The following is a 13,063-nucleotide window of genomic DNA, read 5'->3' on the forward strand; positions in this document are numbered from 1 at the left end:
GTCGACGTCGGCCCGAAACGGGGGCTCTTGACGCCTTCCTGGACGCTGTAGCAGGCTTCCGCGGTGATCACCAACGGCAGAGGACCGCGCGGCGAGGCTGTCCTCGCCATCGACCAGGGCACGTCAGGAACGAAGGCTCTCGTCCTGTGTCCGGAACGCGGCGTGATCGGTTCCGGTGCCGCGCCCGTACGCCCGCGCCACCTCCCCGGCGGCCGGGTGGAGGTCGATCCGGCGGCGCTTCTCGCCTCGGTCGTCGACGCGGGACGCCGCGCCCTGGCCGACGCGGGGGAGCCGGTCGCCGCGGTCGGTCTCGCCAACCAGGGCGAGACGGTGCTCGCCTGGGACCCCGCGTCCGGCCGCCCGCTGACCGAGGCGATCGTCTGGCAGGACAGGCGCGCGGAACCCCTGTGCACGGAACTCGCCCCGCACGCCGCCGAATTGAGAAAGCTGACAGGGCTCCCCCTCGACCCCTACTTCGCCGCGCCCAAGATGACGTGGATACGCCGCCACCTCACCCGCGAGGGTGCCGTCACCACCAGCGACGCCTGGCTGATCCACCGGCTCACCGGCGAGTTCGTCACCGACGCGGCGACCGCCGGACGTACCCAGCTCCTCGACCTGGACGACGTCACGTGGTCACCGCGCGCCCTTGACGTCTTCGGCCTCGCCGACGAGCGGCTGCCGCGCGTCGTCGACGCGGCGGGGCCGGTCGGCATCACGAAGGCCTTCGGGCCCGAGCTCCCGCTGACCGGCCTGCTCGTCGACCAGCAGGCCGCGCTGCTCGCCCAGGACGTGACCGAGCCGGGCAGCGCCAAGTGCACCTACGGCACCGGAGCGTTCCTGCTCGCCCAGACCGGCTCACGCCCCCGCCGCGGCGACTCCGGCCTGGTGAGCTGCGTCGCCTGGCGGCTGGCGGGGAAGAGCAGCTACTGCCTCGACGGACAGGTCTACACGGCGGCGTCCGCCGTCCGCTGGCTCGCGGACCTCGGCGTGATCGAAGGGGCGGCGGACCTCGACCTGGTGGGCTCATCGGTGGCGGACGCGGGCGGCGTCACCTTCGTGCCCGCGCTCGCCGGACTTGCGGCGCCCTGGTGGCGCGGCGACCTGCGCGGCTCGATCACCGGACTCGGCCTCGACACGGTCCCCGGCCATCTGGTCCGCGCCCTGTGCGAGGGCGTCGCGGCCCAGGTGGTCTCCCTCGCCGACGCCGTGGCCGCCGACCTGGGCGAGCCCCTGACGAGCCTGCGCGTCGACGGCGGTCTGACGCGCTCGGCCCTCTTGATGCAGACGCAGGCCGACCTCCTCCAACTCCCCGTGGAGGTATCGGCACTGCCCGATGTCACCGCCCTCGGTGTGGGGGCCGTCGCCCGCATGGGCCTGGACCCGAAGCTCACGGTGCGCGACGCCGTCCCCCGGTGGCGGCCCGCCGCCGTGTACGAGCCGAAGATCGACGCCACGCGGGCCGCCGAACGCCTCGGGGGGTTCCGCGCGGCGGTCGACGCCCTCCTCGACCGCGCGCCCGCCCCCTCGTCATGAGCGTCACCACCCAGGGCCCGCTGCCGTCCGAGCCCTACGACGTGACCGTCGTCGGCGCCGGAGTGGTCGGCTCGGCCATCGCCAGGGAACTGGCCGGGCACCACCACCTCCGGGTCGCCCTGGTGGAAGCCTCCGGCGACGTGGGAGACGGCACGTCGAAGGCCAACACCGCGATCCTGCACACCGGTTTCGACGCCGTGCCGGGCTCCCTGGAGGCCCGCCTCGTACGCGAGGGCAGCCGACGACTGTCCGCGTACGCGGCCGAGTCGGGCATCCCGGTCGAACCCGTCGGGGCGCTGCTCATCGCCTGGGACGAGGAGCAACTCACGGCGCTCCCCGGCCTGTTGAAGAAGGCGGAGCGCAACGGATATGGCGAGGCCCGCATCATCGGCGCCGACGAGGTCCGGGCCCGCGAACCGCACCTGGGCGAGGGTGTGCTCGGCGCGCTCGACGTCCCCGGCGAGTCCCTCATCTGCCCCTGGACGACGACACTCGCGTACGCCACCCAAGCCGTGCGCGGGGGTGTGGACCTGCACCTCAACTGCGAGGTGCGGGAGGCTGTTTCGTCGCGGTCACCGGACGGCGGCGCACGCCACGAACTGACCACGCCCCGCGGTGTCGTACGCACCCGCTATCTCATCAACGCCGCGGGTCTGCACGCCGACGCGCTCGACCGGCGGCTGCTCGGGCGCGGCGAGTTCACCGTGACCCCGCGCCGCGGCCAGCTCATCGTCTTCGACAAGCTCGCCCGTGACCTGGTCAGCCACATCCTGCTGCCCGTGCCGACGGCGCTCGGCAAGGGCGTCCTCGTGGCGCCGACCGTGTACGGGAACGTCCTTCTCGGCCCCACCGCCGAGGAGTTGGACGACAAGCGGGCGACCGGCACGACCGAGGACGGTCTTGCCGGCCTGCGCGCGAAGGGCCGACGCATCCTGCCCGCGCTGCTGGACGAGGAAGTCACCGCGGTGTACGCCGGGCTGCGGGCGGCCACCGAGCACGACGACTACCAGATCCACAGTTCACCCAAGGAGCGGTGCATCACCGTCGGCGGCATCCGGTCCACGGGCCTCACCGCATCCATGGCGATCGCGGAGTACGTCGTCGCCCTGCTCGCCGAGACCGCTGGCACCGACCTCGACCTCGACCCGACGGCCGCCGGTGACCTGGACCCGGTGCGCATGCCGAACCTCGGGGAGGCCTTCCCCCGTCCCTACCAGCGGGCCGACCTCATCGCGACCGACCCCGCCTACGGCAGCATCGTCTGCCACTGCGAGCGCGTGACCCGCGGGGAGATCAGGGACGCACTCATCAGCACCGTACCGCCCGGATCACTGGACGGACTGCGGCGGCGGACGCGTGCGCGGGGCGGGCGCTGCCAGGGGTTCTACTGCGGGGCCGCGGTACGCGAACTCTTCGACGGCTGGGGCGAGACCGGGGCGGCGCGATGAGGCGGCAGCGCGGTGTGGACGTACTCGTCGTGGGCGCGGGCCCCGCGGGACTCGCCGCCGCCGCGCGTCTCGCCGCTTCGCGCGCGGGCACGGTGGAGGTCCTGGAACGGGAGGCGCGCGCCGGCGGGGTGCCGCGCCACTGCCACCACGGCGGATTCGGGCGGTGGGGAGTGACGGGACCGCGGTACGCGGAGAGCCTCGTCGAAGCCGCGCTCGGCGCCGGAGCGGCCGTGCGGACCGGGGTGAGCGCCACCGGCTGGGCCGGGCCGCTGTCCGTGGACACGACGGGTCCGCACGGCCTGGAGCGGATCACCGCGCGCGCCGTGGTCCTGGCCACGGGCGCGCGGGAGCGGCCACGGGCGGCGCGGCTCGTGCCGGGGACGCGCCCGGCGGGGGTGTTCACCACGGGGGAGTTGCAGCAGGCGGTCAACATCTACCGGCAGGAGATCGGGACCCGGGCGGTCGTGGTGGGGGCGGAGCCGGTGAGCTACGCGGCACTGTCCGCGCTGCGGCGCGCTGGCGTGGAGGTCGTCGCGCTCGTCACGGAGGAGGCGCGGGCCCAGGTGGGCCGGGGCCGGGCCGCGGCTGCCCGGCTCGGGGTCCCTCCGGTGCCGCTGCTCACCGGGGCGGTGGTCGCCGAGCTCCTCGGCCGCGGGCGCCTTTCGGGAGTGCGGCTGCGGCGCGGGGACGGACGGGAGACCGTGCTCGCCTGCGACACGGTGGTGTTCACCGGGGACTTCGTTCCCGACCACGAGCTGGCTCGGCGCGGGGGAGTGCTCCTGGACCCCGGAACGCGGGGCCCGGCGGTGGACGCTTCGTTCCGCACCGCGTCCCCGGGTGTCTTCGCGGTGGGCAGCGGGATCCACGCGGTGGAGCCGGCGCCGGTGGCGGCGGGGGAGGGGGTGCGGGTCGCGGGTTCGGTGGGGAGGCATCTCGGGGACGCGGGGTGGCCTGGCGACGCGGTGCCGCTGGTGGTCGACGCCCCTCTGCGCTGGGTGGCGCCGAACCGTCTCGCGCCGGGCACCCCCGCCGGCCGCTTCGTCCTGCGGACGGAGGAGGCGGTGGTCTGGCCTCTCCTGGTGGTGACGCAGGACGGGCGGCGTTTGTACCAGCAACGGGTGCGGCGGAGGGTGCTGCCCAATCAGGGGGTGTATCTCTCGGGGGGTTGGGCCGGGAGGGTGGATGCGGGGGGCGGTCCGGTGCGGGTGAGCGTCGGGTAGGGCCCTTTTAGTCCCCAACCCCACCCCTTCCCGAAAACTCGCTCGGCGCGAGGGCCCTCCTCAATCGCCGGAGGGGCTGAAAATTCAGCCCCTGGGGCCCCCAGGACGGAGTCTGGGGGAGATTGAGGAGCGGGGCCCGGGGCGGAGCCCCAGGTAGGTCCGGGGCGCAGGCACGCCACGCGGCGGAGCCGCAAATTTGCACAGCCGGGAAGGGGCGGGGTTGGGGAAAAGACCGCTCTTCCGCCCAGCGCCAGCTGCCCGTACACTCCAAAACTAGCAGTGCTAATTTACGTCGCGCTGTCACGCAGTGACCCTGCAGACGACGACCGCAAACGATCCGGAGCCGTATCGTGCGCCCAGTCCACTTCGCCGCAGCCCGCCGCACCCCCATCGGCAAGCTCCGCGGCAACCTCTCCTCCGTCCGCCCGGACGACCTCGCCGCCACCGTCGTACGCGGCCTCCTCGCGGGCGTCCCCGAGCTGGACCCCGCCCGGATCGACGACATCTACTGGGGCGCCGCCAACCAGGCGGGCGAGGACAACCGCAACGTGGCCCGCATGGCCGCCCTCCTCGCCGGTCTCCCGGACTCCGTGCCCGGTGCCACCGTGAACCGCCTCTGCGCCTCCGGCATGGAAGCGGTCACCGCCGCCGCTCGCACCATCGCCTGCGGCGAGGCCGACGTCGTCCTCGCGGGCGGCTCCGAGTCGATGAGCCGTGCCCCCTTCGTCCTGCCCCGCCCCGATGAAGCGCTGCCGCACAAGATGGAGACCGCCGACACCCGGCTCGGATGGCGCCTGGTCAACCCCGCCATGAAGGAGCTGCACGGCGTCCTCGCCATGGGGGAGACCGCCGAGGAAGTGGCGCAGCGCCACGGCGTCTCCCGTGAACGCCAGGACACCTTCGCCCTCCAGAGCCATCAACGCGCCGCCGAGGCCCGCAAGAACGGCCACTTCGACGACGAGATCCTTCCCGTCACCCTGACCGACGGCACCCGCGTCGACCTCGACGAATGCATCCGCGAGGACACCTCGTACGAGAAGCTCAGCGGCCTTCGCCCCGTCTTCCGCAAGGGCGGAACCGTCACCGCGGGCAACGCGTCACCGATGAACGACGGAGCGGCCGGACTCCTCCTCGTCAGCGAGGAAGCCCTGGACGAGCTCGGGATCGAATCCCTCGGGCGTTACGTCGCGGGCGCCTCCGCCGGCGTGCATCCGGACGTCATGGGCATGGGGCCCGTTCCCGCCACGCGGAAGGCGCTCGCCCGGGTCGGCTGGTCCGTCGACGAGCTCCAGGAGGCCGAGTTCAACGAGGCGTTCGCGGCCCAGGCGCTCGCCTGCGTCGACGCCCTGGGCATCGACCCGGAGCTGGTGAACCCGACCGGCGGCGCCATCGCCCTCGGCCATCCCCTCGGCTGCTCGGGAGCCCGCATCCTGACCACGCTGCTGCACCGCATGCGCCGCACCGGCGCGGCCCGCGGCCTCGCCACGATGTGCGTGGGCGTCGGCCAGGGCAGCGCGCTGCTCGTCGAGCGCGGCTGAGTCTCCCACCGACCGCCCCCGCGTAACCCGTACCGCCGCATGGAAACGGAGCACCACCCATGGCCACGCTGTCCCTCGCCGCGATCCTCGCCGAGCCCGCCCGCCGCCGTCCGGGCCGCACCGCCCTTGTCGAGGGGGAACTGCGCCTCACCTTCGGCGAGTTGTGGGAGCAGGCCCGCACGCAGGCCGCGGCGCTCGTGGAGCTCGGGATCCGGCCGGGGGACCGGGTGGCCCTGATGGCCCCCAACACCGCGGAGTTCCCGCGCGCCTATTACGCGATCCTCGCCGCGGGCGGCGTCGTCGTCCCCGTACACCTCCTCCTCTCCGCAGAGGAGGTCGAGCACGTCCTGCGGGACAGCGGCGCCACCCTGCTGCTGTGCCACCCCGCGCAGGCCGAGACGGGCAAGGCCGCTGCCGTCGCCACCGGCGTACGGATGCTGACCCTCGGCGGGGGCGGTGAGCTGGAGACACTGGCGGGCCTGGCCGAGCCGCTCGCCAGTTACGTCACGCGCGACGCCGACGACCCCGCCGTCGTCTTCTACACCAGCGGCACCACGGGTGTCCCCAAGGGCGCCGTGCTCAGCCACTTCAACCTGGTGATGAACGCGACCGTCTGCGCCTTCGACGCTCATGACGTGCGCAGCGACGACATCGCGCTCGGCGCGCTCCCGCTCTTCCACGCGTTCGGCCAGACCGTCTCCATGAACGCGACCTGGCGCGCGGGCGCGACGCTCGTCCTGCTGCCGCGCTTCGACGCCGCGCGGGCCATCGAACTGATGACGGCGGAAGGCGTGAACACCTTCCACGGGGTGCCGACGATGTACGTGAACCTCGTGGCCGCCGCGGCCACGGCGGCCGACCTGCCCGAGCTGCGGCTCTGCGTCTCCGGCGGCGCCTCGCTGCCCGTCGCCGTACTGGAACGCTTCGAGCAGGCCTTCGGCGTACCCGTCTACGAGGGGTACGGGCTCTCCGAGACCTCGCCCACCGCCTCCGTGAACCAGCCCGTCTTCGGCACCAAGGCGGGCAGCATCGGCCACCCGCTGTGGGGCGTCGACGTGGAGATCGCCCGAGCCGACGTCGAGGGACGGATCGAGCTGCTGCCGACAGGGCAGCTCGGCGAGGTCGTCGTCCGTGGCCACAACGTCTTCTCCGGCTACCTGGGGCGCCCGGAGGCGACCGCCGAGGCCGTCGTCGACGGCTGGTTCCGCACCGGTGACCTCGGGACCAAGGACGCCGACGGATTCCTGGCCATCGTCGACCGCAAGAAGGACGTCATCATCCGCGGCGGCTTCAACGTCTACCCGCGCGAGGTCGAAGAGGTGCTCATGCGCCACCCGGACGTCGCGCACGTCGCCGTGATCGGCCTGCCCGACGACGTGCACGGCGAGGAGATCTGCGCCGTCGTCGTCGCGGCCCCGGGCTCGGCCCCCGACGCCGCGGGCATCACCGAGTGGTCCAAGGAGCACCTGGGCCGTCACAAGTACCCGCGCCGCGTCGAGTTCACCGGCGAGCTGCCGCTCGGTCCCAGCATGAAGGTCCTCAAGCGGGAGCTGCGCGCCACCTACAGCGGGACCTAGGACCGGTCGGTCGTCCCAGGATGTGACCGTCGAAGACGGTACTCGGATAGTTGGGTCTAGCATTTGTTTTCGGCATGGACATATCTATCTGGGGGTTCGCCGCGCTCGCCGCCGCCGCGGTGCTCGTCGGCTTCTCGAAGACCGCCGTCAGCGGGGCCAACACGGTCAGCCTCGCCGTCTTCGCCGCGGTCCTGCCGGCCCGCGAGTCGACCGGAGTCCTGCTGCCCATCCTCATCGCGGGCGACGTCCTGGCCGTCCTTACCTACCGCAGGCATGCCCACTGGCCGACCCTGTGGCGGCTGTTCCCCGCCGTCGCGGGCGGCGTGGTGGTGGGCACGGTCTTCCTGATGTGGGCCGACGACGCCGTGGTCCGTACGTCGATCGGGGCGATCCTGCTGATGATGGCGGCGGTCACGCTGTGGCGCCGCCGGGCCCACGCGCGGAAAGCGGACGAGGCGCACCCCTCGCGCGGCGCCCGGCTCAAGGCCCCCTCCTACGGCGTGCTCGGCGGCTTCACCACGATGGTCGCCAACGCGGGCGGCCCGGTGATGTCGATGTACCTGCTCTCCGCGGGCTTCCAGAAGCTCAGCTTCCTGGGCACGTCGGCGTGGTTCTTCCTCATCGTGAACACCTCCAAGGTGCCGTTCAGCGTGGGCCTCGGCCTGATCGACGCGGACTCGCTGCTGCTCGACGCGGCGCTCGTGCTCTTCGTCCTGCCGGGCGCCCTCATCGGCAAGGCGGTCGTGCACCGGATCAATCAGCGGCTCTTCGAACAGCTGGTGATCGGGGCCACCGTGCTCGGCGGCCTCCAACTGCTGCTGCGCTGAACCGCTTGAGCCCGGCCGTACGGCGCCGCGTAGCCTCAGGGCCATGCATGTGCTCGTCCTCGGCGGAACCACCGAAGCCCGCCGGCTCGCCGCCGACCTGGCCGCTCGCCCCGGCGTCCGGGTGACCACCTCGCTCGCGGGGCGCGTCGCGCGCCCGGCCGCGCTCGAAGGAGACGTACGCGTCGGTGGGTTCGGCGGCGCGGAGGGCCTGGCCGCCTGGCTGCGGGAGCAGGAGGCGGACGCCGTCGTGGACGCCACCCATCCCTTCGCCGCCACCATCAGCGAGCACGCCGTCCTGGCCGCGGCAGCCACCGGCGTCCCGTCCGTCATGCTGCGCAGGCCCGGTTGGCTGCCGGAGCCGGGCGACCGCTGGCACGACGCCGCCTCGCTCGCCGAAGCCGCGGCGCTGCTGCCCGGCCTCGGGCGCCGCGTCTTTCTGACCACGGGCCGCCTCGGCCTCGCCGCCTTCGCGGACACGCGCGCGGTCCCGGGCCTGGCGGAACTTCACTTCCTCGTACGCTCCGTGGAACCGCCCGACCCGCCGCTGCCCCGCCACACCGAGGTACTTCTCGACCGCGGGCCCTACACGGTCGAGGGCGAGACGACGTTGCTGCGCGAGCACCGCGTCGACGTCCTGGTGACCAAGGACAGCGGAGGCACGGCGACAGCGGCCAAACTCACCGCCGCCCGTGCGCTGTCCGTGCCCGTGGTGATCGTCCGGCGCCCGCCGCCACCGGCGGGCGCGACGGTGCTGCCGGACCAGGCGAGCGTGCTGTCACACCTGGCACGGGGTCTCGGTCTAGGGCCTGCCTGACAGAGCCGGGACCGGCTTCCTCGCCTCGGGGGCGAGGCCGTGCTCCAGGTCCTCCACCAGCAGCCGCTTCGCGATCGCGTCGACCGCTTTGACGAGCTCCTGGTCGGCGGGGCGGCCGCTGTCCTTCTCCACCTGCTCGCCCAGCCAGCGGGCCCACGCCTTGCCGATCACGTCGGCCTCGCGTGCACCCGCGGGGGTGTGCGAGAAGAGCAGGCCGGAGCGGGTGAGGAAACCTTCCTCGACCATGCGGTCGAAGACCGGCACCAGGACCTCGGCCGGCAGTTGTCGCCGGGCGGCGATCAGACTCAGGCTCGCGTGCCCCACCATCCGGTCGAAGAGCGCGACCTGCATCACGGCCCACGCGCCGGCGATGTCGAGCCGGGTGTCCGACTCGCGGATGACATGACGAGCGGTGTCCATGCCGGTACTGCGGATGATGTTCCCGACCGCCAGCTCCAGCACCTGGTCCGAGCTGCCGCTCGACGTCGGCGACGCGAAGCCCTCGCCCATGTCCGAGGAACTCATCCGCGCGCTGTCCCGCAGCCGCACCTGTTTGAGGAAGAGGGCCACCAGGAACCCGAGCAGCGCCACGGGCACCGTCCACAGGAACACGGTCTGCAGCGTGTCGGCGTACGCCTTGATGATGGGCGCGGCCGCCTCCGCGGGCAGGTCGTGCAGCCCCTGCGGACTCTGCGCGGCCTTGGCCACCGCGGCGGGGTCCCCGCCCCCGGCCCCGGCCGCCGCCGCGACCCCGTCCTGAAGGTTCGGCTTCAGCGTGTTGGCGTAGATGGTGCCGAACACGGCGGTGCCGAAGGAGCTGCCCAGCGTACGGAAGAAGGTGACGCCCGACGTGGCCGTGCCCAGATCGCTGTAGACGACGGTGTTCTGCACGGCGATCGTCAGGACCTGCATGCACAGTCCGATACCGGAGCCGAGGACGAACATGTACACCGATTCGAGCCACGTGCTGGTCTCGCTGCCCATGAGGGAGAGCAGATAGAGGCCCAGCGCCATCACCAGCGCCCCGACGATGGGGAAGATCCGGTAGGTGCCGGTCTTGCTCACCACGTTGCCGCTGAAGATCGACGCGATGAGCAGCCCGATCACCATGGGCAGCGTCCGCACGCCGGAAACGGTGGCCGAGTCCCCGTCGACGTACTGAAGGTAGGTCGGCAGGAACGTCATCGCGCCGAGCATCGCGAAGCCGACGATGAAACTGAGGATCGAGCAGACCGTGAAGACGGGGTTGGCGAACAGCCGCATCGGCAGCATCGGTTGGGCCGCGCGTGTCTCGACGACACAGAACAGCGCGAGCGCGATCGCACCGCCCACGAACAGGGCGATGATGGTGCCCGAGCCCCATGCGTACTGGTTGCCGCCCCAACTGGTCGCCAGAATCAGCGCGCTGGCGCCGATCGCGACGAACGCGATGCCCAGATAGTCGATGACGGGCCGCACCGCCGACTTCACGACGGGGATCGTGCGGGCCGCGGCGATCACCACGACGATCGCGATGGGCACGTTGACGTAGAAGGCCCAGCGCCAGGTCAGATGGTCGGTGAAGAGCCCGCCGAGCAACGGCCCGATGACGGTGGAGACCCCGAAGACGGCACCGATCGCACCCTGGTACTTGCCCCGCTCGCGCAGCGGGATGACATCGGCGATCAACGCCATCGACGTCACCATGAGCCCGCCCGCGCCGATGCCCTGCAGAGCACGCCAGGCGATGAGCAGCGTCATGTTGGTCGAAAGACCGCACAGGAACGAGCCGGTGATGAAGACGATCGCCGAGATCTGAAAGACGATCTTCCGGCCGAAGAGATCGCCGAACTTGCCCACGAGCACCGTGGCGACGGTCTCCGCGAGCAGATACGACGTCACGACCCACGACATGTGCTCGGCGCCGCCCAGGTCCGACACGATCGTGGGCAGGGCGGTGCCCACGATGGTCTGGTCGAGGGCCGCGAGCAGCATCCCCAGCATGATCGTCACGAAGACGATGTTGCGGCGGCGCTTGTCCAGGACGGGCGGCCCTTGAGCGGGGGCCTCGGCGGCGGGCTCGGCGGTCGTGGTCACACCGACACCCTCACACCGCCCCTGGGCCCGTGCATGCGGGGCCGGTCCGGTCCGGTGACGGGCGAGTGCGGCGACTGCGCCCGCTCGCCCACTCGCTCAGTCCAGGTTGCGCCGCAGCAGATAGGTGTCCATGATCCAGCCCTTGCGCTCGCGCGCCTCGGCGCGCAGGGCCTCGATGCGGGGCGCGGCCTCGTCGAGCGGACCGGAGACGAGGATCTCGTCGGCGGTCCCGATGTAAGCACCCCAGTAGATGTACATGTCGCCGCCCTCCCCGCCTTGGTACTGCCGGAACGCCTGCTGGGCATCGAGCATGACCACGACATCATCGACACCGTCGGGAAAGCCGTGGTCCGCAAGCCGGCGCCCGGTGGTGATCTGCACGGGGCGCGCGACGCGGTTCAGGCCGGTGCGGTGCTTGGCGGCGAGCGAGGAGACGCTGCTGACACCGGGCACGACGTCGTACGAGAAGGTCACCTTCCCCCGGTCGAGGACCTCCTCCAGAATCCCGAGGGTGCTGTCGTACAGCGCGGGGTCGCCCCACACCAGGAAGGCACCGCTCTCTTCCTCACCCAGCTCATCGGCGACGAGCCGCTCGTAGATGTCCGCACGGCGACTGCGCCAGTCCCCGACGGCGGGGGAGTAGTCCGCGCCCCCCGCCTTCCGGTCGCGCGCGGGGTCGCGCGCCTCGACCACGCGGTAGGCACCGTCGGGGCGATGCGCGCCGAGGAGATCACGCCGCAGCTGGACGAGGTCGTCCTTCTCCCCGCCCTTGTCGAGGATGAAGAACACGTCGGTGCTCTTCAGGGCCTTGACGGCTTGCAGGGTCAACTGGTCGGGGTCGCCCGCGCCAATACCGATGACATGAATCTTTCGCACGCCGAGAGTCTGCCGTACGGGGGTGGGGCGGGGGTGGGCGGGTCATGTCAGGTGTGGCTGGTCGCGGGGGTGGGCGGGGCGTGTCAGGCTCGGCTGATCGCGGGGGCTGGCGGGTCATGTCAGGCTCGGCTGGTTCCGGGGGTGGGCGGGGTGGGTCAGGCCTGCCTGGTCCCGGGGGCCCGCACGGCGGATCCGGCCTCGCGGATAGCTTCGCGGACGCGGGGGTGACGGACCCGGCCCGGTCGTGTCATTCGCCGCTGGCCCGGTGGTGTTGCTTGGCGGGGTCCGGTGGTGTCGCTTGGTGTGGGCTCCGGGGTGTTGCTTGCCGTGGGCCCGGCGGGGTCATTCGCCGTCCGCCCGGTGGTGTCGCTGGCCGTCGGTCCCGGGATGTCGCCTGCCCTGGGCCCCGTGGTGTCGTCGCCGCTGGCCCGGCGGGGTCAGGTGCCGGCGGCGCGGCGGCGCGGCGGCGCGGCGGTCTGTCGGCGCGGCGGCGCGGCGGTCTGTCGGCGCGGCGGCCTGTCGGCCCGTCGGCGCGGCGGCCCGGCGGTGTCGCGTGCCGTCGGCCCAGCCGTGTCATTCGCCGTCTGCCCCGCGCAGCCGTGGCGCGTGCTCGGCCGCGTCCACCGTCGGTCCGTCCGCCTCCAGGTACTCCGCCAACTGCCGTGCCCACAGCACGAGTCCCTCCACGTCGATCCCGTACGGCCGCTCTCCCCTCCTCCCCGCGTCGATCGCGCCCGCTCCCCTGAGCAGCAGCCGCGCCCCGCCCGTGAGGTTGCCGCGGGCCGAGTGGGTCAGCCCAACGGCCAGTTGTGCGAGCCCTTTCCACAGGTCGCGCTCGTCATCGGGCCCCGACTTCCAGGCGTCCTCGAAGACCTCGTGCGCGTGAAAGGGCCGCCCCGCGTCGAGCAGCGCCTGCGCCTGGGTGACCGTCTCCTCGGGTGTGCGCGTAATACCTTCGGGCTGCCGCTCCACGCCTTCCGTGCCGTACGGCAACGGCCGCCCGAGACCATCACGAGGCCGAGCGTTGCGGGCCCGCCCTTCGGGGTCACGGTCACGGTTACGGTCATCGGGTCGGGGTGCGGTGCTCATACGGAGATTGTCCCTCGTCGGCCGGTCGGCGGGGGGCGCGGACCACCCCCGAACGTGAGGTA

General features: G+C 72.5%; 10 protein-coding genes. 7 read left to right on the forward strand and 3 right to left on the reverse strand.

Translation table 11 applies throughout. From position 1 onward, the window contains the following. Positions 1-63 precede the first annotated feature (63 nt). The 7 genes from AB0I94_RS23275 to AB0I94_RS23305 all read left to right on the forward strand — a co-directional run bounded on the left by AB0I94_RS23275 (position 64) and on the right by AB0I94_RS23305 (position 8,960). Positions 64-1,536 (forward strand): FGGY family carbohydrate kinase, encoded by a 1,473-nt coding sequence (locus AB0I94_RS23275; protein ID WP_363311526.1) that lies wholly within the window; start codon positions 64-66, stop codon positions 1,534-1,536. Then, positions 1,533-2,984 (forward strand): FAD-dependent oxidoreductase, encoded by a 1,452-nt coding sequence (locus AB0I94_RS23280; protein WP_363311527.1) that lies wholly within the window; start codon positions 1,533-1,535, stop codon positions 2,982-2,984. The genes AB0I94_RS23275 and AB0I94_RS23280 overlap by 4 nt, the downstream gene beginning before the upstream one ends. Next, positions 2,981-4,204 carry an FAD-dependent oxidoreductase gene (locus tag AB0I94_RS23285; RefSeq protein WP_363311528.1) on the forward strand — a complete coding sequence of 408 codons (1,224 nt, stop codon included), beginning with the start codon at positions 2,981-2,983 and terminating at the stop codon, positions 4,202-4,204. Before AB0I94_RS23280 ends, AB0I94_RS23285 begins: the two co-directional genes overlap by 4 nt. A 350-nt stretch (positions 4,205-4,554) precedes the next feature. Then, positions 4,555-5,742: a thiolase family protein gene (locus AB0I94_RS23290; RefSeq protein ID WP_363311529.1), complete on the forward strand. Its 1,188-nt coding sequence runs from the start codon at positions 4,555-4,557 to the stop codon at positions 5,740-5,742. A gap of 59 nt (positions 5,743-5,801) precedes the next feature. Next, the gene (locus AB0I94_RS23295) at positions 5,802-7,319 is read left to right on the forward strand and encodes a long-chain fatty acid--CoA ligase (protein WP_363311530.1); all 1,518 of its coding nucleotides are present in this window, start codon (positions 5,802-5,804) and stop codon (positions 7,317-7,319) included. Positions 7,320-7,393: 74 nt separating this feature from the next. Next, entirely contained in the window at positions 7,394-8,146 is a 753-nt protein-coding gene (locus AB0I94_RS23300) for a sulfite exporter TauE/SafE family protein (RefSeq protein ID WP_363311531.1), read from the forward strand. Positions 8,147-8,189: 43 nt separating this feature from the next. Next, positions 8,190-8,960, forward strand: a complete 771-nt coding sequence (locus AB0I94_RS23305) for a cobalt-precorrin-6A reductase (protein WP_363311532.1) — start codon at positions 8,190-8,192, stop codon at positions 8,958-8,960. Here AB0I94_RS23305 and AB0I94_RS23310 read toward each other — a convergent pair. The 3 genes from AB0I94_RS23310 to AB0I94_RS23320 all read right to left on the reverse strand — a co-directional run bounded on the left by AB0I94_RS23310 (position 8,946) and on the right by AB0I94_RS23320 (position 13,001). Next, on the reverse strand, positions 8,946-11,036 hold the full coding sequence (locus AB0I94_RS23310) for an MDR family MFS transporter (protein ID WP_363311533.1): 2,091 nt from the start codon (positions 11,034-11,036) through the stop codon (positions 8,946-8,948). The genes AB0I94_RS23305 and AB0I94_RS23310 overlap by 15 nt on opposite strands. Positions 11,037-11,132: 96 nt before the next feature. Next, the gene (cobF, locus tag AB0I94_RS23315; protein WP_363311534.1) at positions 11,133-11,912 is read right to left on the reverse strand and encodes a precorrin-6A synthase (deacetylating); all 780 of its coding nucleotides are present in this window, start codon (positions 11,910-11,912) and stop codon (positions 11,133-11,135) included. A gap of 573 nt (positions 11,913-12,485) precedes the next feature. Beyond that, the gene (locus tag AB0I94_RS23320; RefSeq protein ID WP_363311535.1) at positions 12,486-13,001 is read right to left on the reverse strand and encodes a DUF309 domain-containing protein; all 516 of its coding nucleotides are present in this window, start codon (positions 12,999-13,001) and stop codon (positions 12,486-12,488) included. Between the last annotated feature and the right edge of the window lie 62 nt (positions 13,002-13,063).

The sequence above is a fragment of the Streptomyces sp. NPDC050147 genome, assembly GCF_040660195.1.
Lineage (GTDB): Bacteria > Actinomycetota > Actinomycetes > Streptomycetales > Streptomycetaceae > Streptomyces.

Excerpts from the sequence above, each read along its gene's own strand:
- AB0I94_RS23280 (WP_363311527.1), top strand. The coding sequence starts at position 1,533 with ATGAGCGTCACCACCCAGGGCCCGCTGCCGTCCGAGCCCTACGACGTG.
- AB0I94_RS23295 (WP_363311530.1), top strand. The coding sequence starts at position 5,802 with ATGGCCACGCTGTCCCTCGCCGCGATCCTCGCCGAGCCCGCCCGCCGC.
- AB0I94_RS23285 (WP_363311528.1), top strand. The coding sequence starts at position 2,981 with ATGAGGCGGCAGCGCGGTGTGGACGTACTCGTCGTGGGCGCGGGCCCC.
- AB0I94_RS23305 (WP_363311532.1), top strand. The coding sequence starts at position 8,190 with ATGCATGTGCTCGTCCTCGGCGGAACCACCGAAGCCCGCCGGCTCGCC.
- AB0I94_RS23320 (WP_363311535.1), bottom strand. The coding sequence starts at position 13,001 with ATGAGCACCGCACCCCGACCCGATGACCGTAACCGTGACCGTGACCCC.
- AB0I94_RS23300 (WP_363311531.1), top strand. The coding sequence starts at position 7,394 with ATGGACATATCTATCTGGGGGTTCGCCGCGCTCGCCGCCGCCGCGGTG.